The following is a 19521-nucleotide window of genomic DNA, read 5'->3' on the forward strand; positions in this document are numbered from 1 at the left end:
GGTGAACTTGTCACGACGGCACCACGGGACGCAGTAGATTCGATCTTGGGCGTCGAAGGCCGGGGACTCGTGCACGACCGAGGGGACATGTGCAGGTGCGACAGGCCCGTAAGGACCAGGAAGACGCGAACACCGAGGGGGGCTTAGCGTCATGAGCCAGGACTCCGCCACCGCAACGGAGGCTGTACGGAAGCTGAGCGGACGACGACGCCGTGAGGTCGTCGCCGTACTGCTGTTCAGCGGTGGCCCCATCTTCGAGAGCTCCATCCCGCTGTCCGTATTCGGGATCGACCGCCAGGACGCGGGGGTTCCGCGCTATCGGCTGCTCGTGTGCAGCGGCGAAGAGGGACCGCTGCGCACCACCGGAGGACTCGAACTGACCGCGCCCTACGGGCTGGAGGCGATCAGCAGGGCCGGCACCGTCGTGGTGCCCGCCTGGCGCTCGATCACCTCGCCACCGCCCGTGGAGGCCCTGGACGCGCTGCGCCGCGCCCATGAGGAGGGCGCCCGCATCGTCGGACTGTGCACGGGGGCCTTCGTGCTCGCCGCCGCCGGACTGCTGGACGGCCGTCCGGCGACGACGCACTGGATGTACGCGCCGACGCTGGCCAAGCGCTACCCGTCGGTCCACGTCGATCCGCGTGAGCTCTTCGTCGACGACGGCGATGTGCTCACCTCCGCCGGAACGGCGGCCGGGATCGACCTCTGCCTGCACATCGTCCGCTCGGACCACGGCACGGAGGCCGCCGGGGCACTCGCCCGCCGGCTCGTCGTGCCGCCGCGGCGCAGTGGCGGCCAGGAGCGCTACCTCGACAGATCTTTACCGGAGGAAATCGGCTCCGACCCGCTCGCCGAGGTCGTGGCCTGGGCGCTGGAGCATCTGCACGAGCAGTTCGACGTGGAGACGCTGGCCGCGCGCGCCTACATGAGCCGGCGGACCTTCGACCGGAGGTTCCGTTCGCTCACCGGCAGCGCACCGCTCCAGTGGCTGATCACCCAGCGGGTGCTGCAGGCGCAGCGGCTGCTGGAGACGTCCGACTACTCGGTCGACGAGGTCGCGGGCCGCTGCGGCTTCCGCTCGCCGGTCGCGCTGCGCGGGCACTTCCGGCGCCAGCTGGGCTCTTCCCCCGCCGCGTACCGGGCCGCCTACCGGGCCCGTCGTCCGCAGGGCGGTGGTCCGGAGCCGGTGGCCGCGGTGACCGAGTCGGCGGTGCCCGCCCAGGGCACCTCCGCGAGCCGTCGGGCCGCCGCGCCGGGTCCGTCCGGCGCTGCCCCGGCAGCACTGGACACGGGCCGCGGGGAGCACGGGAAACCGGGCTCCGATGCGTACGCCACAGGACGCCCGGCCCTGCCGGGGCAGCGGAGCGCCCCGTAGGGTGGGGCGCATGAACGACCGCATGGTGTGGATCGACTGCGAGATGACCGGGCTCTCGTTGACGGAAGACGCACTCATCGAGGTGGCCGCACTGGTCACCGACTCGGAGTTGAACGTGCTCGGCGAAGGGGTGGACATCGTGATCCGCCCGCCGGACGCGGCGCTGGAGACCATGCCCGAGGTGGTGCGGCAGATGCACACCGCCTCGGGCCTGCTCGACGAGCTGGCCGGGGGTACCACCCTGGCCGACGCCGAGGAGAAGGTGCTGGCCTACATCCGCGAGCATGTGAAGGAGCCCGGCAAGGCCCCGCTCTGCGGGAACACGGTCGGTACCGACCGCGGCTTCCTGTCGCGGGACATGCCGTCGCTGGAGGGCTACCTCCACTACCGGATCGTCGATGTCTCCTCGGTCAAGGAGCTGGCCCGCCGCTGGTTCCCGAGGGCGTACTTCAACAGTCCGGAGAAGAACGGCAACCACCGGGCGCTCGCCGACATCCGCGACTCCATCACGGAGATGCGGTACTACCGCGAGGCGGTCTTCGTCCCGCAGCCCGGTCCGGACTCCGAGCGCGCGAAGTCGATCGCCGCGCGCCTGTCGCGGCCCTCGGCTTAGGGATCCGAGAAAGCCGCTGGTCACGGCCCTTTCGGGGGCCGGGACCGGCGGCTGAACAATGAGGGCGCGAGCACCCTCCCGGACCCTGTACACTTTTTCTCGGCCGGTCGGAAACGCCCGGACATGGTGGGTATAGCTCAGACGGTAGAGCACCTGGTTGTGGTCCAGGATGTCGCGGGTTCGAGTCCCGTTACTCACCCTGAATGATGAAGGGCCGATCCGTGAGAACGGGTCGGCCCTTCGTCATGTCCGGAGCCCACGGGCCCAGGACCGGGTGGGGTGTCACCACCGGGGTCACCCGCCCCCGGCGATCCGGGCAGGGAAAGCAGTTGTCCCCCTCCTGGTCTCCATGAACGATCCGGGTGTGACCACGCTATTTCTGACAGTCGGCCTGCCGGGGGCCGGAAAGACCACAAGGGCCCGGCAGCTGGCCGAGGAGCACCACGCGCTCCGGCTGACGCCTGATGAGTGGATGATTCCGCTGTTCGGTGAGTCGGACGCGAACGGGAAGCGCGATGTCCTGGAGGGACGGCTGCTCTCGCTCGCCATGGAGGCCCTGCGGCTCGGAACGAACGCGATCCTGGATTTCGGGTGCTGGTCCCGTGACGAGAGGTCCGCGATCCGCTGGCTGGCACAGTCGGCGGGTGCGTCCTGCCGCCTCGTGTACGTGCCGGTGGACCTTGAGACCCAGCGCGCCCGGATCGCCCGTCGACAGGCGACCACTCCGGATCAGACCTTCCCGATCAGCGCGGCGGACCTCTCGCACTGGAGGACGCTGTTCCAGGAGCCCGACGCCGCGGAGCTCGGCGGGGACGAAATCGGCGGTCCGCCCCCCGGCTGGCCGGGCTGGCCCGAGTGGGCCGCCGATCGCTGGCCGTCCTTCACCTGACGACGCACCGGCCCGGACAGCCCTCCGCAGCCGCGGTCATGGACCCGGCCGCGCGAAGCCGGTGCCGGCCTGGCAGGCAGGCGTGTGCGGGCGCCGGTCGCGGGGACCGGCACACCGTCCTCACGAGGAGTCGCGGACGACCAGTTCCGTGGGGAGGACGATCTGCGGGCGCTCGGTGTTCTCGCCCGCGATCTCGTCGAGGAGCACCCGGGTCATCGCGCGGCCCATCTCCTCGATCGGCTGCCGCACGCTGGTCAGCGCGGGGTCCATGTGCCGGGCCACGGCCGAATCGTCGAAGCCGATGAGGGCCACGTCGTCCGGGATGCGCCGGCCGGCCTCGCGCAGCACCTGACGGGCGCCCGCGGCCATGAGGTCGGATGCGGCGAAGACCGCGTCCACGTCCGGGCGGCGGGCGAGCAGTTCGCGCATGGCCCGGACGCCGCCCTCCTCCGAGAAGTCGGCGGGCGCGATCAGCCGCTCGTCCGCTTCGAGACCGGCATCGGACAGGGCCCTGCGGTAGCCGTCGAGTCGTCGCTGGGAGGCGTAGACGTCCAGGCGTCCGGTGATGGTGGCGATGGAGCGGCGGCCGCGCGAGACCAGGTGCTCGACGGCGCCGCGGGCGCCCTCGAAGTTGTCCGAGTCGACCGAGGCCAGCGACTCGGTGGCGGACCTTCGGCCGTTCATCACGGCGGGCATGCCGAGCTGCTCGAGCAGGTCGGGCAGCGGGTCGTCGGCGTGCACGGAGACCAGCAGCACGCCGTCCACCCGGTGCGCGGTCAGGTACTGGGCCAGCCTGCGGCGCTCGCGGTCGCTGCCGACGAGGGTGAGGAGCAGCTGCATCTCGGTGTCGGCCAGCGCGGCGCCGACCCCGCGGACGATGTCGGAGAAGTAGGGCTCCGCGAAGAAGCGGCTCTCCGACTCGGGCACGACGAGCGCGATGGCGTCCGTGCGGTTCCCTGCCAGGGCGCGGGCCGCACGGTTCGGTACGTATCCGAGCTCGGCGACGGCCGCCTCCACGGCCTCCCGCGTGTGCGCGCTGACCCGCGGTGAGCCGTTGATGACCCGCGAGGCCGTACCGCGCCCCACCCCCGCCCGTGCCGCGACCTCTTCGAGCGTGGGCCGCCCCCCGCTCCGTACTCGCGCTGCCGTCATGGCTGCCTCCCGTTCGCGGTCAATTTCTCACAGTCGGATAACCAAACCAAGTCCTGGCGTTGGATCCCTTGACACTCGACGGGACCGGTCCGCCGCTCCCCGGCAGAATGGTGGGAGCGCTCCCACTCTACGCGCGTGGCCCATCGGCACGCAGGGAACCCGGAGCCGGCGCCGCGGAAACGACTGAGACCCGGCACGGGGCCGGGTCTCAGGGGTGGCGCTGGGGGCGGGTTCCGAGAACAACGTTGTCCGACCGGGTGGCAGTCGGACTTCCGGAACGCGCCCAGGGGTCAGGACAGGCCGCCCGGCGGGAGGGCGTGACGGCGGATCACATCGGCGTACCAGTACGCGCTCGACTTCGGGATGCGGCGCTGGGAGGCGTAGTCGACGTACACGGTGCCGAAACGCTTGGAATAGCCGTACGCCCACTCGAAGTTGTCCATCAGCGACCACAGGAAGTAGCCGCGCACGTCCGCCCCGTCGGCCACCGCCCGCTGGACCGCGTCGAGATGGCCGTGCAGGTACGAGATCCGCTCGGGGTCCTCCACCCGGCCCTCGGGCGAGACGTAGTCGTCGAAGGCGGCGCCGTTCTCCGTGACCATCAGCGGCAGGCCGGGGTGGTCGCGGGTGACGTCCATGAGGAGGTCGTAGAGCCCGTTGGGGTCGATCGACCAGTTCATCGCGGTGCGCTCCTTCCCCTCGGCGAGGTGGAAGGCGACGTGCTCGGAGCCGGGCCACGGGGAGAAGTCGCTGGCGCCGTGCACGTCGCTGCCCGAGCCGCCCCCGCCCTTCTCGGGCGTGGAGACCAGCGTCGGCGTGTAGTAGTTGACGCCCAGGACGTCGACCGGGCGGGAGATGGCGGCCAGGTCGCCGTCCTGGACCAGCTTCGACCAGTCCACCAGGTTCGAGGTGTCCGCGATCAGGTCCTCGGGGTACTCGCCGCGCAGCATCGGGCCGGTGAAGACCCGGTTGCCGACCGCGTCGATCCGGCGGGCGGCGTCCGCGTCGGCCGCGCTCGCGGTCAGCGGGCGCACCTGGTGGAGGTTGAGGGTGACCGAGGTCTGCGCGGCAGCGGGGAGTTGACCGCGCAGGACCTCGATCGCCCGGCCGTGGGCGAGGTTGAGGTGATGGGCCGCCCGCAGGGCGGCGGCGGGCTCGGTGCGGCCGGGGGCGTGCACACCGGAGCCGTAGCCGAGGAAGGCCGAGCACCACGGCTCGTTGAAGGTGGTCCACATGCCGACGCGGTCGCCGAGGGCGCCGGCCATGATCGCGCTGTAGTCGGCGAACCGCTCTGCGGTCACCCGCTGCGGCCAGCCGCCGGCGTCCTCCAGCTCCTGGGGAAGGTCCCAGTGGTAGAGGGTGGCGACGGGAGTGATGCCGGCTTCGAGCAGCTCGTCGACGAGCTTGCGGTAGAAGTCCAGACCGCGCTCGACGGCGGGGCCCCGGCCGGTGGGCTGCACCCGGGACCAGGAGATGGAGAAACGGTACGCCTTCAGCCCCAGCTGCTTCATCAGCGCGACGTCGTCACGGTAGCGGTGGTAGTGGTCGGCGGCGATGTCTCCGGTGTCGCCGTTGCGGACCTTGCCCGGTGTCCGGCTGAAGGTGTCCCAGATGGAGGGCGTGCGGCCGTCCTCGGCGGCGGCGCCCTCCACCTGGTAGGCGGCGGTCGCCGCCCCCCAGACGAAGCCCGTCGGAAATCTCGTCGCCTCGGGCGCCTGCTTCGGGGCGGTGTCAGTTCGTACAGCAGTCATGCGGGAGCGCTCCCAGGGGTGGGCGGACAGAGGCATGGACAGGGGTGGGACTGCGGATCCCGTACGGTCCGCGGGGCGGCGCGGACCGTACGGGCGTCCGGGAGGAAGCTGGGCCGGTGGTGTCAGCCCTTGACGGCGCCGGACATGATCCCGCCGACGATCTGCTTACCGAAGATCACGAACACCACGAGCAGCGGCAGCGTGCTGATCAGCGCGCCGGCCATCACGATGCTCTGGTCGGGGGTGTAGGAGGCGCTCAGCTGGCCGAGGGCCACCTGGAGCGTGGGGTTCTGCTGGTTCAGTGCGAGGTAGGGCCAGAAGAAGTCGTTCCACGCCTGGACGAAGGTGAGCATGCCGAGCACCATCATCGCGGGGCGGGCCACCGGGAGCACGATGCTCAGCACGACGCGGAAGTTGTTCGCGCCGTCGATCTTGGCGGCCTCGATCAGTTCGTACGGAAGCGCCTCGCTCAGGTACTGCCGCATGAAGAACACGCCGAACGCGCTCACCAGGGTCGGGAAGATCACCGACTCCAGATTTCCGCCCCAGCCGAGGTCGGACATCATCATGAACAGGGGGACGACGCTGAGCTGCGGCGGAATGGTCAGGGTCGCGATGACCCCGGTCATCAGGGCGCCGCGGCCCCGGAAGCGCATCTTGGCGAAGGCGTATCCGGCCAGGGTGCAGAAGAAGAGCGTGGCCGCCGTGATGCAGCTGGAGACGAGGATGCTGTTGACGATCGCCTTGCCCAGGTTGGCCTGGGTCCAGGCGGCGTCGAGGTTGTGCAGCAGCCGGCCGCCCGGCAGGAACGGCGGGGTGGAGGCCAGCACTTCGTCCTGCGTGTGGGACGCGGCCACCAGGGTCCAGTACAGCGGCAGCAGCGAGCCGATGCCGACGACGGCCAGCGCGATGTAGGCGAACGGGCCGCCCTTCAGCTGCTGGCCGGCGCCGGGCTTGAAACGGCTCGCCCGCTTCGGCGCACGGTGAGCGGTGCGCACCGGGAGGACGGAGCCCGGGATTTCGGTGGGGCTGGTGATGGTCATGGATATCGCTCCCGGTCAGACCGCGGATGTGCGTACGAAGCGGCCGATGAACCAGTTGACCGCGGCGATGATCAGCAGGAGGGCGAGCATCGCCCATGCCACTGCGGCGGCCGGACCGAGATGCCCCAGGTTCCAGCCGTAGTTGTAGAGGTAGACGCTGAGGGTCTCGTACTGATTCTCGTTGCCGCCGGTCGCGCCGAGGGTGCCGCCCTCCAGCAGCAGCGGCTCGCCGAACAGCTGCATGGAACCGATGGTGGAGATGACGATCGTGAAGAGGATCGTGGGCCGCAGCGAGGGAATGGTCACCTTGCGGAACTGCTGCCAGCGCGAGGCTCCGTCGAGCGAGGCCGCCTCGTACAGGTCCGAGGGCACCGCCTGCATCGCGGCGAGGTAGATCAGGGTGTTGTAGCCGGTCCAGCGCCAGATCACGATGACCGAGATGGCGATCTTGGACGTCCAGTGCCCGTTGACCCAGTTGGTGTCACCGAGGCCGACGAAGTGCAGGGCCCAGTTCAGCAGACCGCCGTCGGCCCGGAAGACCAGGGCGAAGACGAGGGCCGCGGAGGCCACCGAGGTGGCGTACGGGGTGAGGATGACCGTCCGCCAGAACGTGCTGGCGCGGAGCTTGTAGTTCAGCAGGTGGGCCAGGCCCAGCGCGACGAGCAGCTGCGGAACCGTCGACATGACACCGATGAGGAAGGTGTTGCTGACGGCCGTCCAGAACTCGGAGTCGTGCAGGATCGTGTCGAAGTTGCCCCAGCCGACCCACTCCATCTGGTTCAGCCCGGTCATCTCCACCCGGTGCAGGGCGATCCAGCCGGTGTAGATCAGCGGATAGAGCCCGAAGGCGCCGAACACGAGGAAGAACGGGGCTATGTAGGCGTACGGCGATGCCTTGTCGTCGAAGCGCCAGAGCCGGCTCCGCCACGTCTGCCGGCGGGAGCCGGCCGGTGTCTGCTGGGAGCCGCGCGGCGGCGGGGCGTATGCGTCCCGGGTGGGAGTCGAGGTGGCCACGAGCGGGAGTCCTTCCCTGGATTGCTTGAGTTACCCGGGTACGGGGCGTGGGCCGAAAGCGCGTGCGGTGGGCTTCCACGGGGCGGCCGGGGAGATACCCGGTCGCCCCGTGCAAGCCCGCCGGGAGGCGCGCCGTGCGCGGGCCCCGGCGCCCCGTGGGATGGGGACACGCAGGTGCGGGCGGCCCGGGGGCCGCCCGCCGCTGCGACCGTCAGCCGATCGCCTTGTCGATCGAGTTGGTCGCCGCCTTCCACGCGTCGTCGGGGCTGGTGCCGCGCTGCTCCATGTTGTTGATCTGGGTGGAGATGGTGTCCTTGATGATGCCGTCCTTCGGGCCGAGCACCGTCTCGGGAATGGACTTGGCCTCATCGGCGTACAGCTGGCCGATCGGCGCGTCGTTGAAGTACGCGAGCTTGGCGCCCTTCACGTCCGGCAGGTCGTACGCGCCCTTGTTGGACGGGAAGCTGCCGATCGCCTTGAAGACGGCGGCCTGCTGCTCGGGGGCGGTCAGCCACTTGACCAGCTTGGCGGCCTCGTCGACGTTCTTGCCCGCCTTGGGAACACCGAGGAAGGAGCCGCCCCAGTTGGCGGCGGTCGAACCGGGGGCGGTGGTGATGTCCCACTTGCCCTTGTTGCCGTCACCGGCGTTCACCGAGATCTGACCGGCCATCCAGGCGGGGCAGGCGATGGTGGCCATGGTGCTCTTGCGCAGGGCGGCCTTCCACGGGTCGCTGAACTGCGCGAGGCCCTGGGTCAGCTTCTTGTCCGCGGCCTCGGCCGCCAGGTCCCAGCCCTGCTTGACGCTGGGGCTGTCCTTGTAGATCGCCTTGCCGCTCTCGTCGTAGTACTGCTTCGCGTTCGAGCTGACGACGGCGTTGTACATCGCGCTGGCGGAGTCCATGAAGTACGTGCCCGAGGGCGCGTTCTTCTTGTACTCCTCGCCGAGCTTGAGGTAGTCCTCCCAGCCCCCGGCGATCTTCGCGGCGACGTCCTTGCGGTCGGTCGGCAGACCGGCCTTCTTGAAGAGCTCGGTGTTGTAGCAGAGCGACATCGGGCCGATGTCGGTACCCGCGCCGATCACCTTTCCGTCGGCCGTGGTGGCCTGCTTCTCCTTCCAGGACACCCACTCGCTGACGTCGATGACCTTGCTCAGGTCGGCGAACTGGTCCGCCTTGGTGTCGACGAGCTCCTTGATGCGGCCGACCTCGAGGCCCTGGACGTCCGCCAGCCCGCTGCCCGAGTTCAGCTGCTGGAGCAGCTTGGGGTAGTAGACCTTCTCATCAGCGGTGGTGTCTTCCTTGACCGTGATGTTCGGGTGCAGCTCGTGGTACTTGGCGAAGAGACCGGCTTCCTTGTAGCCGAACTGTCCGAAGTCCGCGACGGTCAGCGTGATCTTCCCGTTCGCGGAGGCCGTGTTGTCCGATGAGTCGGAGTCGCTGCTGCAGCCGGTCAGCAACAGGGCCGAAGCGGTCAGGCCCGTGGTGGCCAGAACCGCGACTTTGCGGCTCCGGCCGGCGACGGTGCGGGTGATACGCATTCCACTACTCCTTGTTCCAGGGTGGGACTGGCTCACTGCGTGGCATACGCGCTGGTGAGTGCGGGTGCCAGATGGTTCTGGGGGGAGGACACGGGCAGTGCCGTCCGCACGGGAATTTCCCGTGCGATGTGGGAGCGCTCCCATGCGTCGATGTCGGAAGGTTGCTGCCTGCGGGGGGTGGGTGTCAAGAGTTGAAGACGCTTCCGTTGCGCGAGCGTGTCCTGCAAGTCACGCGACCGTGTCCGGCCGAAGGCTTGCCAAAGCATGCGGGCAGCGGAACCGGAGCGAGCGGTTCACGAATTCCCGCAGGTGGAAGGGGTATCGGGAGTGGATCATGGAGGCGGCGCCGGGAAGCCGCCACGATCGCGCCGGTTTTGCGGAATCCCCCGGAAACAGTCTCCGCCACCCCCGATTCCTTGCGCGGGGCCCGCCGGAAGGTGAACGGGCCACCGCATCACGGGACCCCTCCGGGACGCCCCCGCGTTCTTTCCCCGAACCCGAGCGCCGGTCACTGGCCGAAACGGCAGCCCGGCCGATGACCGGAACGAGGCCCCGCACCGGGGCCACTTCCCCTGCGCGACGGACAGGGAGTGGACATGCCATCCACCCCACCCGCTGATATTTTCACCCCTATGCGCCTAATGATCACTTCTGTCCCTTCGGGTGGGTGAGGCCGGATGGGAGTAGTCCGCGACCATCCCGAACTCGCTCTCTTCCTCTGCCTGTCCCTCGGTTACCTCGTGGGAAAGATCCGCGTCGGACCGATCACCCTCGGCGGAATCTGCGGCACGCTGATCGTCTCGCTGCTGATCGGCACCCGGCACGTCAGCGTCAACGAGGACGTCAAGACGGTCTTCTTCGCCCTGTTCATCTTCTCGCTCGGCTATCTGGCCGGGCCGCAGTTCTTCGCCAACCTCAACCGCAAGAGCCTGCGCTTCTTCGCCCTCTGCCTGATCGAACTGGTCTGTGTGCTCGGCATCGCCTTCGGCCTCGCCAAGGCCTTCGACCTCGACGTGGGGACCGCGTCGGGCATCCTGGCCGGCGCGGCGACCGAGTCCGCGGTCGTGGGTACGGCCACCGAGGCGATCGGCAAGCTGGAAGGCCTGACGTCCGCCCAGATCACCGAGTACCAGGGGCACGTCGCGACGGCGTACACCGTCTGCTACCTCTTCGGCCTGGTCACCATCGTGCTGTACACCAGCCAGATCATGCCGATGCTGCTGCGCATCAATCTGGCGGACGCCTCGCGCGAACTCTGGGAGAAGATGCGCGGAGGCATCCGCGGCCTGGAGTCCGACGAACGCGAGGCGCTGCCCGGCACGGTCGGCCGTACGTTCCTGGTGACCCTGGCCGACGGCCGGCGGATCGGCGAGCTCGAGGCCTCCCTGGGCGGCGGCGTCACGGTGGAGGGCGTCAAGCGCGGCAGCGTGGTGATGGACCCCTCCCCCGACCTCGAACTGACGCTGAGCGACCTGGTCCAGGTGGTCGGCCGGCGGCGCGCGATCATCGAGGCGGGCCGGGAGATCGGTCCGGAGACCCCCGCGGTGCCCGGCCTCGACACCCCACTGGCCACCCGTCAGGTCGCGGTGACCGAGAAGGCCACCGCCGGGTCGACCATCGCCCGGCTGGAGCAGGACCACCCCGAGTTCCGCCGGGACGGCGTGTACATCACCGATGTGCTGCGCAACGACCAGCATCTGCCCGCCTCGGCCGAGACCACGGTGGAGCGGGGTGACGTGCTGACCCTGGTCGGTGCCCGCTCCGGCCTCAACAAGCTCGTCGCGAAGATCGGCGCCGTCGTGAAGAACGACGCGACGGACTTCGTCTATCTGGGCCTCGGCATCGTGGCGGGTTCGCTGCTCGGCCAGATCGTCGTCAGGGTCGGTGACATCCCGCTGTCGCTCGGCACCGGTGGCGGCTGTCTGGTCTCCGGGCTGCTGTTCGGCTGGTTCCGCTCCCGCAGGCAGACCTTCGGGGCCTTCCCGCCACAGGCCGCGAACACGATGAAGGACCTGGGTCTCGCCGTCTTCATCGCCTGCACCGGGCTCACCGCCGGGCCGCAGGCGTGGCCGCTGCTGAAGGAGTACGGCGCGCTCCTGCCGTTCGCGGGGATCGCCATGGTGCTGATCCCCGCCACCATCTCGCTGATCGTCGGGGTCAAGCTCCTGCACATCGAGAAGCCGCTGCTGATCGGCGCCATCGCGGGCCAGCAGTGCTCGACCCCGGCGATCACCTCCATCACCCAGGTGGCGCAGAGCTCGGTGCCGTTGCTCGGTTACACGATCACGTACGCGCTCTCGAACTTCCTGCTGCCCCTGACCGGTCCCATTCTCGTCGGTGTCCTGGGAGCCTGAATGATCGATTTCCTCAACCGCAACATCTTCGAACCCCATCCCGAACTGCTGGTCTTCCTGGTCGTCGCGCTGGGATTCCTGCTCGGCAAGGTCCACTACAAGGCGATCGCGCTCGGCGCGGTGACGGGCTGTCTGGTCGCCGGGCTGGTGCTGGGCGCCCAGTTCGGCGTCGAGATCGACGGCACGGTGAAGAACCTCTTCTTCATCATGTTCCTGTTCGCACTCGGCTACCGCGTCGGACCTCAGTTCTTCCGGGGACTGAGGAAGGACGGGCTGCCGCAGGTCGTCAACGCGGTCGTGGTCTGTGTGACCGGGCTGCTGGTCTCCTGGCTCTTCGCCGTCATCCTCGGTTACGGACCCGGGCTCGGCGCCGGACTGATGAGCGGCGCGCTCACGCAGTCGGCGGCCATCGGTGTCGCCCAGGACGCCATCGCCACCCTGCCCGGCCTCTCCTCCGCCGAGGTGAAGTCCGAACAGAACCTGGTCGCGGTCGGCTACGCGGTCACCTATCCGCTCGGCACCATCCTGTGCGCGATGCTCCTCGCCAATGTGCTGCCCCGGCTCTACCGCAGGGACCTGGCGAAGGAGAGCGCGGAGCTGGCCGCCGAACTGGACGCCCCCGACGAGAACCCGGACGAGGGCGAGGGGTACTACGAGACCGTCCTGCGCGCCTACACGGTCGAACGCCACGACCTCGTCGGACGCAGCATCGGTGACTTCGAGAACCAGCAACAGGCGCTCGGCCGCCGTGTCTACATCACCCAGGTCAGGCGCGAGGGGACGATCCTGCCGCAGACGCAGTCCCTGGTGCTGCGGGAGGGGGACACCATCGCGGTCAGCGCGCTGCGGCACGACCTGGTGGACTTCGACGCCCGTACGCACGTGGGTCCGGAGGCGGACGACGTGACGCTGCTCGGCTACCGGACCGAGACGCTGCACGTGGTGGCGTCCGAGAAGGCGCAACTGGGCAGAACGGTGGAGGAACTGCGCCGGGAGCCCTTCATGGCCGGTGTCTACATCGAGAAGCTCTACCGGGCCGGCGCCGAATTCCCCTTCCGGCTCTCCACCCCGGTGGAGCGCGGCGACACCCTGGTGCTGACCGGCCCGGAGCGGCTGGTCGGCCCGGCGGGCAAGGAGCTCGGCAAGCCCGTGCCGACGAGCTTCGCGACCGACATGGTCTGGGTGGGCCTCGGCATCTTCCTCGGCGGCTGCATCGGCATTCCGGCGCTGACGGCGGGCGGGGTGCCGATCTCGCTCTCCACCTCGGGCGGCGGGCTCATCATGGGTCTGGTCTTCGGCTGGATCCGGGGCAAGTACCCGACGTACGGGAACGTGCCGCCGGGCGCCCAGTGGTTCATGGACACCCTGGGCCTGTGCATGTTCGTCGCGGTGGTCGGCATCAACGCCGGTCCCGGCTTCACCAGCGGACTGTCCTCGGCCGGCTGGGGGCTGCTGGTCCTGGGGGCCGTCGCCACCGTCGTCCCGCTGATCGTCGGATTCCTGGTGGGGCACCACATCCAGAAGATCAGGTTCCCGATCCTGATGGGGGTGCTGGCCGGCGGCCAGACCACCACGGCGGCGATCGGCGCCATCAATGAGACCTCCAGGTCCCAGATCCCCACGCTCGGTTACACGATCCCGTACGCCGTCGGCAATGTGCTGCTGACCGTGTGGGGCGCCGTCATCGTCATCCTCAACCACTGAACCGCGGGAGCGCAGACATGCCCAAGGCCAGCCTCAGCCGTGCCGAGATCCGGTCGTTCGCCCAGCTCAGCCCGTTCGAGCTGAAGGACAAATTCATCGCCATCGCCCAGTCCGAGCAGAGCGGCAAACCCGGCCAGAAGGGCAAGACCACCCGGGCCATGCTGAACGCGGGCCGCGGCAATCCGAACTGGGTCGCCACCGGCCCCCGGGAGGCGTACCACGCGCTCGGCTACTTCGCGATCGCCGAGTCCCGCCGGGTCTGGACGGCGGACAACCTGGGCGGGATGCCGGAGGAGGCCGGCTGTGCGGACCGCTTCGCCCGTTTCGTGCGTACGCATCCGGAGCTGCCCGGCATCGAGCTGCTCCAGGCGAGCATCGACCTGGCGGTCAAGCGCTTCGGTTTCGTGCCCGACGCGTTCGTCCACGAGCTGACGGACTCCTCGATCGGGGACAACTACCCGGTACCGGGGCGGATCCTGCCGCACGTGGAGCAGATCGTGCGCGGGTACGTGGCCGACGAGATGTTCGACCACCGGCCGCCGGAGGGGCAGAATCTGAGCCTGTTCGCGACCGAGGGCGGCACCGCCGCGATGTGCTACATCTTCGACTCGCTGCTGAAGAACGGAATCCTGAAGAAGGGCGACCGGATCGCCCTGATGGTGCCGGTCTTCACTCCGTACCTGGAGATCCCCGAGCTGGACACGTACGGCTTCGACGTCGTGCACGTCGAGGCGAACCTGTTCACCGAGACCGGGGTGCGGCAGTGGCGCTACCCGCCGGAGGAGATCGCCAAGCTGGCCGACCCCTCCGTCCGGATGGTCTGCTGCGTCAACCCGAGCAATCCGCCCTCGCTCGCGCTCGCCCCGAGGGTCGCCGAGCAGATCGTGGGAATCGTCGCCGAGCAGAACCCGAACCTGATCGTGGTGACGGACGACGTCTACGGGACCTTCGTCGAGGGCTTCCGCTCGCTCGCCGCCGACCTGCCCCGCAACGCGCTGCTCGTGTACTCCTACTCCAAGCACTACGGCGCCACCGGCTGGCGGCTCGGCGTCATCGGGCTGCACGACGACAACGTCATCGACGACATGCTGACCGCGCAGAGCGCCGAGGAGAAGGCGCGCCTGGGCAAGCGGTACGGATCGCTGTCCCTGGAGCCGGAGAGGATGCGGTTCATCGACCGGCTGGTCGCGGACTCCCGTCAGGTGGCGCTCAACCACACGGCGGGCCTGTCGCTGCCGCAGCAGGTGATGATGACGCTCTTCTCGCTGTTCGACATGCTCGACGAGGGCCAGGAGTACAAGGCCCGGATCCGCTCCATCGTGCAGCAGCGCCTCGAACTCCTGCTGGAGGGGGCGCACATGAAGATCTCCGAGGACCCGAAGCGGGCCTCGTACTACATCGAGCTGGATCTGCTGGCCGAGGCGGAACGCACCCTGGGCAAGGAGTTCGCCGACTATCTGGAGCAGAACTACGAGCCGGTCGACCCGCTGTTCCGGCTGGCCGAGCAGACGTCGGTGGTGCTGCTGAACGGCGGCGGTTTCGACGGGCCAGAGTGGTCGGTCCGGGTCTCCCTGGCCAACCTGGACGACCTGGACTACCTGAAGATCGGCCACCAGTTGCGGGCGATCTTCGACGAGTACGCCCAGGAGTGGCGGGGGTCGGGGGCCGGCGCGGCGTAGGGCGTCGTGTCCGGCTCGGGCCGGTCAGGAGGCGCGCAGGCGGGCCAGGGTGTGTTCCAGCTCCGCCTGCGCGGCCCGGCCCGCCCCCTCCGCGTCGCCCGCCACGACGGCCCTGACCAGCGCGTGGTGCTGCGCCTCACCGTGGTTCGGGTCGTCGCGGCGCAGCCCGAGTAGTTCCACCAGGTCGATCAGCCCCTGCCGCAGCGCGGGGGCGAACTCGCCGAAGAGGTCGGTGAGCACGGGGTTGTGGGCGGCCGCCACGACCGTCCGGTGCAGCGCGATGTCCGCGTCCACGAAGCCGGCGTCCGGCCCGGCGCCCGCCTCCCGCCGCGCCCGGAGCGCCGCGTCCAGGGCGGTCAGGTCCTCGTCGGTGCGGCGCCGGGCGGCCAGCCGGGCGGCCTGGACCTCGATCAGCATCCGCACCTCGTAGACATCGGTGACCGCGGCCCGGCGCAGCCTGACCGGCCAGTCCTCCGTCGCCTCGTCGGAGATGACGAAGACGCCGGAGCCCTGCCGGGACTGGAGCAGGCCGAGCGTGGCGAGCGTACGCACCGCCTCGCGGACCGTGGAGCGGCCCACGCCCAGGGTCTTGGCGAGGGTGGTCTCACCGGGGATCTTCGTGCCGACCGGCCAGTGCCCCTCGGTGATCTGCGCGCGCAGATGGCTCGTGGCCTGTTCGACCAGGGGGCTGGGGCGGAGCGGACCGAGCGAGGACACGAGTTCACCTGTCAGGTTGTCTGAGGACTTGGTTTCTGGCTACTGTACCGATCATGACGTACCGCGGTCTCCTTCTTCTCGGCTGCCGCGGCGGGGCCTGAAGCGATCGGCACCCCGCCGCGGGGTGCCGTGCTGTGCCGGTCGCATCCGGCGATGCGAGAAGAGACCCCTTCACATGTCCGAGTTCACGCCCGGCGTTCTGTCACCGATGCACAGCTTCCCCACGATCTGCACCCCGCGCGGGCCCGTCCCCGAGGCCGCGCCCCAGTGGAATCCGCAACGCTCCAGTTCGATGCCGTCGCACCGCTACCGCGCCGCCTTCGACCGCGTCGAGATTCCGCTGACCGGCCGGAGCTGGCCGCAGGCCCGTATCGACCGCGCCCCGCTCTGGGTCCCCGTCGACCTGCGCGACGGCAACCAGGCCCTGGCCGAACCGATGGACACCCCGCGCAAGCGCCGGATGTTCGATCTGCTGGTCGCGATGGGGTTCAAGGAGATCGAGATCGGCTACCCGTCCGCGAGCCGCACCGACTTCGACTTCGTCCGGCATCTGGCGCAGAGCGGTGCCGTGCCCGACGACGTGACGGTGGTCGTCTTCACCCCGGCCAGACCGGAGCTGATCGAGCGGACCTTCGAGTCCGTCGCGGGCATGGACCGGGTGGTCGTCCACCTCTACATCCCGACCGCCCCCGTCTGGCGCGACGTCGTCCTCGGCCGCAGCCGGGCCGAGGTGCACGGCGTGGTGCTGGACGCGGCGCGGCAGATGGACCGGCTGGCGCGGGCCAGGCCCGGGGCGGACATCCGGTTCGAGTTCTCCCCCGAGGTCTTCGTGCTGACCGAACCGGACTACGTCCTGGAGATCTGCAACAGCCTGACCGGGCTGTGGGACGCCTCGCCGGACCGGCCGGTGATCCACAACCTGCCCGCCACGGTGGAGATCGCGACGCCCAATGTGTACGCGGACCAGATCGATTACATGCACCGCCATCTGGAGCGGCGCGACTCGGTGATCCTCTCCGTCCACCCGCACAACGACCGCGGAACGGGAGTGGCGTGCGCGGAGCTGGCCGTGCTGGCGGGGGCGCAGCGGGTGGAGGGCTGCCTGTTCGGCAACGGGGAACGCACCGGCAATGTGGACCTGGTCAACCTGGCCCTCAATCTGCACGCCCAGGGCGTCGACCCGATGATCGACTTCTCGGACATCGACGAGATCCGCCGCACGGTCGAGCACTGCAACCGGCTGCCGGTGCCGCCGCGCCATCCGTACGGCGGCGATCTGGTCTACACCGCGTTCTCGGGCACCCACCAGGACGCGATCAGCAAGGGTTTCGCCCACCACGCGAGCAGTGGCTCCGAGCTGTGGGCGGTGCCGTACCTGCCGATCGACCCGGCGGACGTGGGGCGTACGTACGAGGCGGTCATCCGGGTCAACAGCCAGTCGGGCAAGGGCGGCATCGCCCATCTGCTGCGGAGCAACCACGGGGTGGACCTGCCGGCCGGGATGCGGGCGGACTTCTCCCGCACGGTGCAGACGGCGACCGACGCCAGCGGTCTGGAGGCCACGCCGGAGGACCTGTGGGAGCTGTTCGACGCGACGTACCTGGTCCCCGGGCGGGACGGTTCCCTCGCCCTGACGTCCTGGTCGACGCACCTCGACCCGGCCGGTGAGCACCGGTTCGTCTGCACCCTGCGGGTGGACGGGCGCGAGGGCGACTACGAGGGCACCGGCAGCGGCCCGGTGGGCGCCTTCACACATGCGCTGGAGGGGGCCGGGGTGAAGGTCACGGTGCTCGACTTCGCGGAGCACGGCTCACCGGGACCGGAGGCGACGGTGACCGCGTACGCGCGCTGCCGGGCCGGCGGGACGGAGCACTGGGGCGCGGGCCGGGGCGCGTCGAGCGTGGCGGCGTCGGTGGCGGCGGTGCTCTCGGCGGTGAACCGGTCGGAACACTGAGCCCGTCGGGCCGAAATCCAAGCCCGTCCGGCGATTGAGGACATCTTTGAGCCCGTCCGGCGATTGAGGACCCCCGGACGGGCCGCGCGGACAAAGGGGCGCGCACCCCGGCCGGTCGTGGGGGGGGATGTGGGGACCGGCCGGGGCGCGCGGGCGGGGTGGTGGCTACTGGGGCTACCGGGGCTACTTGTAGGCGCCGAACGCCTTCGTGAAGGCGAGCGGTTCCTGCGCGATCGAGCTGCACGAGGCGTCCGCGGACGGCTGAGCCCCGCCCGCGCACTCCTTGTCGCGGGTGCCCGACCACATCGCGAGCCAGGCGAGGCCCTTCTCCTGGGCGAACTTCACCAGCTGCGTGGCGTCCTCGACCTTGAAGATCTCGGTGCTGACGTCGTTGACCCCGATCATCGGGGTGACGGCGACGGCCTTCCACGCGTCCGCGTCGGAGAGCCCCAGCACACCCTTGATCTGGGCCTGGGTGGCCGTGGCGGCCTGGATCGCGTACGTGCCCATGTCGCCGCTGTAGGAGGCGCCGTAGTCCATCGCCATGACGTTGACCGCCCCGACGTCCACGCCGTTCTTCTTCGCGTCGGCGATCAGGTCCACGCCGGGCTGGGTCAGGCCCTCGGGCATCACCGGCAGGGTGAAGGAGACGTCGAGACCGGGGTGGGACTTCTGGAGCTGGGCGATGGCCTGGGAGCGGCGGGAGTTGGCCGCCGTGTCGGGCAGCGCCCCGCCCTCGATGTCGAAGTCGACCTTGGTGAGCTCGTAGGTGTCGACGACCTTGCCGTAGGCCGCGGCCAGATCGGCGGCCGAGGTGCAGTTCAGCGCCAGTTCGGAGCCGGAGGCGCCGCCGAAGGAGACCCGGACGTCGCCGCCGGCCGCGCGCAGGGCGCCGATCTGGGAGGCGACGTGGTCGTCACCGAGGCCGGTGACACCGCCCCAGAGGGGGGCGCAGCTGCCGCCGGAGGTGATGAAGGCGAGGTTGAACTGCTTCACACCGGTCTTGGCTGCGGTGTCGGCCAGGTCGAACGCCGGGTAGAGCGAGGTGTCGACGTACGGGGCGAAGCCCGCGCCGCTCGCCGTGCCGCCGCCGTCGGTCTTCGTGGGGGTCGGGGTGGGCGTCGGTGTCGCGGTCCCGGTGGGCTTCTGGGTGGGGGTGGGGGTGGCCGTGGCGGTCGCGGTGGGGGTCGGCGTGGGGGTGGCGGTCTCGGTGGGGCGGCCGCTGGGCTCCGGCGTCGCGCCGGTGTCGACGGAGCACTTGGCGTCGTCGATGAGGCAGCCGGTGGGGTCGGCGGCCGTGCCGTCGGAGCTGGTCACGAAGCCGATGGTGACGGACCTGCCGGGGGCCAGCTCCTTGTCCCAGGCGGCCGGCGTGACCGTGACGTGGCTGCCGCTGACGGTGTGCTCGCCGTTCCACAGGGAGCTGAGCTTCGTGCCCGCCGGCAGGTCGAACTCGAGCGTCCAGCCGGACCTGGCCGCGTCGGTGTCGTTGGTGACGACGTACTGGCCGGTGTAGCCGCCGGTCCAGCCGCTGGTCCTGGTGTAGGCGGCACCGACCGCTGCCGCCTGGGCCGTGCCGGTCAGGGCGAAGACCGTTCCGCCGATCACGGCCGCGGCGACGACCGCGCCGATCGCCTTGGTCCTGGTGCTCGCCGTGCGCCGGTGCGTGCTGGTGCCCATCGCGTTCCTGCCTCGTCATACGGAAGTGGGGGATGCGGGAGCACGCTAGCGGCAGCGAA

General features: G+C 69.9%; 14 protein-coding genes and 1 tRNA gene. 8 read left to right on the top strand and 7 right to left on the bottom strand.

What is annotated here, in order from left to right; all coding sequences use genetic code 11:
* The first annotated feature begins 151 nt into the window (after window positions 1-151).
* From OG782_RS12680 to OG782_RS12695, 4 genes are all read left to right on the top strand, one after another.
* The gene (locus OG782_RS12680; RefSeq protein ID WP_406450360.1) at window positions 152-1375 is read left to right on the top strand and encodes a helix-turn-helix domain-containing protein; all 1224 of its coding nucleotides are present in this window, start codon (window positions 152-154) and stop codon (window positions 1373-1375) included.
* 10 nt (window positions 1376-1385) lie between these two features.
* Complete coding sequence (gene orn, locus OG782_RS12685) at window positions 1386-1988, top strand: oligoribonuclease (protein ID WP_406450362.1); 603 nt, start codon at window positions 1386-1388, stop codon at window positions 1986-1988.
* 126 nt (window positions 1989-2114) lie between these two features.
* Window positions 2115-2187, top strand: a tRNA-His gene (locus OG782_RS12690).
* A gap of 165 nt (window positions 2188-2352) precedes the next feature.
* Window positions 2353-2877, top strand: coding sequence for an AAA family ATPase (locus tag OG782_RS12695; protein ID WP_406450364.1), 525 nt, complete (start codon window positions 2353-2355; stop codon window positions 2875-2877).
* Window positions 2878-2997: 120 nt separating this feature from the next.
* Here the strand turns inward: OG782_RS12695 and OG782_RS12700 are convergent, their stop codons facing one another.
* The 5 genes from OG782_RS12700 to OG782_RS12720 all read right to left on the bottom strand — a co-directional run bounded on the left by OG782_RS12700 (window position 2998) and on the right by OG782_RS12720 (window position 9374).
* Entirely contained in the window at window positions 2998-4029 is a 1032-nt protein-coding gene (locus tag OG782_RS12700; RefSeq protein ID WP_406450366.1) for a LacI family DNA-binding transcriptional regulator, read from the bottom strand.
* 290 nt (window positions 4030-4319) lie between these two features.
* Window positions 4320-5780 carry a GH1 family beta-glucosidase gene (locus OG782_RS12705; RefSeq protein WP_406450368.1) on the bottom strand — a complete coding sequence of 487 codons (1461 nt, stop codon included), beginning with the start codon at window positions 5778-5780 and terminating at the stop codon, window positions 4320-4322.
* 122 nt (window positions 5781-5902) lie between these two features.
* Window positions 5903-6823 carry a carbohydrate ABC transporter permease gene (locus OG782_RS12710; RefSeq protein WP_406450370.1) on the bottom strand — a complete coding sequence of 307 codons (921 nt, stop codon included), beginning with the start codon at window positions 6821-6823 and terminating at the stop codon, window positions 5903-5905.
* 15 nt (window positions 6824-6838) lie between these two features.
* Window positions 6839-7837, bottom strand: a complete 999-nt coding sequence (locus OG782_RS12715; protein ID WP_406450372.1) for a carbohydrate ABC transporter permease — start codon at window positions 7835-7837, stop codon at window positions 6839-6841.
* Window positions 7838-8048: 211 nt separating this feature from the next.
* On the bottom strand, window positions 8049-9374 hold the full coding sequence (locus OG782_RS12720; protein WP_406450374.1) for an ABC transporter substrate-binding protein: 1326 nt from the start codon (window positions 9372-9374) through the stop codon (window positions 8049-8051).
* 677 nt (window positions 9375-10051) lie between these two features.
* On the opposite strand from OG782_RS12720, the gene aspT (OG782_RS12725) reads away from it, so the two are divergent.
* From aspT (OG782_RS12725) to OG782_RS12735, 3 genes are read left to right on the top strand one after another with little or no spacing between them, the layout of a single operon-like run.
* Window positions 10052-11728 (top strand): aspartate-alanine antiporter, encoded by a 1677-nt coding sequence (gene aspT, locus OG782_RS12725; RefSeq protein WP_406450376.1) that lies wholly within the window; start codon window positions 10052-10054, stop codon window positions 11726-11728.
* The gene (aspT, locus tag OG782_RS12730) at window positions 11729-13432 is read left to right on the top strand and encodes an aspartate-alanine antiporter (RefSeq protein ID WP_406450378.1); all 1704 of its coding nucleotides are present in this window, start codon (window positions 11729-11731) and stop codon (window positions 13430-13432) included.
* Window positions 13433-13449: 17 nt separating this feature from the next.
* Window positions 13450-15111: a bifunctional aspartate transaminase/aspartate 4-decarboxylase gene (locus OG782_RS12735; protein ID WP_406450380.1), complete on the top strand. Its 1662-nt coding sequence runs from the start codon at window positions 13450-13452 to the stop codon at window positions 15109-15111.
* A 24-nt stretch (window positions 15112-15135) separates the two neighbouring features.
* Here OG782_RS12735 and OG782_RS12740 read toward each other — a convergent pair whose 3' ends face one another.
* Window positions 15136-15828, bottom strand: a complete 693-nt coding sequence (locus OG782_RS12740; protein WP_406450382.1) for a FadR/GntR family transcriptional regulator — start codon at window positions 15826-15828, stop codon at window positions 15136-15138.
* Between the two features lie 175 nt (window positions 15829-16003).
* On the opposite strand from OG782_RS12740, the gene OG782_RS12745 reads away from it, so the two are divergent.
* Complete coding sequence (locus tag OG782_RS12745) at window positions 16004-17782, top strand: 2-isopropylmalate synthase (protein WP_406450384.1); 1779 nt, start codon at window positions 16004-16006, stop codon at window positions 17780-17782.
* Window positions 17783-17965: 183 nt separating this feature from the next.
* Here the strand turns inward: OG782_RS12745 and OG782_RS12750 are convergent, their stop codons facing one another.
* The gene (locus OG782_RS12750; protein ID WP_406450386.1) at window positions 17966-19462 is read right to left on the bottom strand and encodes a cellulose binding domain-containing protein; all 1497 of its coding nucleotides are present in this window, start codon (window positions 19460-19462) and stop codon (window positions 17966-17968) included.
* Window positions 19463-19521: the final 59 nt, after the last annotated feature.

This window comes from Streptomyces sp. NBC_00876 (assembly GCF_045207435.1).
Lineage (GTDB): Bacteria > Actinomycetota > Actinomycetes > Streptomycetales > Streptomycetaceae > Streptomyces.

Excerpts from the sequence above, each read along its gene's own strand:
- OG782_RS12680 (WP_406450360.1), top strand. The coding sequence starts at position 152 with ATGAGCCAGGACTCCGCCACCGCAACGGAGGCTGTACGGAAGCTGAGC.
- orn (WP_406450362.1), top strand. The coding sequence starts at position 1,386 with ATGAACGACCGCATGGTGTGGATCGACTGCGAGATGACCGGGCTCTCG.
- OG782_RS12700 (WP_406450366.1), bottom strand. The coding sequence starts at position 4,029 with ATGACGGCAGCGCGAGTACGGAGCGGGGGGCGGCCCACGCTCGAAGAG.
- OG782_RS12705 (WP_406450368.1), bottom strand. The coding sequence starts at position 5,780 with ATGACTGCTGTACGAACTGACACCGCCCCGAAGCAGGCGCCCGAGGCG.
- OG782_RS12710 (WP_406450370.1), bottom strand. The coding sequence starts at position 6,823 with ATGACCATCACCAGCCCCACCGAAATCCCGGGCTCCGTCCTCCCGGTG.
- OG782_RS12720 (WP_406450374.1), bottom strand. The coding sequence starts at position 9,374 with ATGCGTATCACCCGCACCGTCGCCGGCCGGAGCCGCAAAGTCGCGGTT.
- aspT (WP_406450376.1), top strand. The coding sequence starts at position 10,052 with ATGGGAGTAGTCCGCGACCATCCCGAACTCGCTCTCTTCCTCTGCCTG.
- aspT (WP_406450378.1), top strand. The coding sequence starts at position 11,729 with ATGATCGATTTCCTCAACCGCAACATCTTCGAACCCCATCCCGAACTG.
- OG782_RS12735 (WP_406450380.1), top strand. The coding sequence starts at position 13,450 with ATGCCCAAGGCCAGCCTCAGCCGTGCCGAGATCCGGTCGTTCGCCCAG.
- OG782_RS12745 (WP_406450384.1), top strand. The coding sequence starts at position 16,004 with ATGTCCGAGTTCACGCCCGGCGTTCTGTCACCGATGCACAGCTTCCCC.
- OG782_RS12750 (WP_406450386.1), bottom strand. The coding sequence starts at position 19,462 with ATGGGCACCAGCACGCACCGGCGCACGGCGAGCACCAGGACCAAGGCG.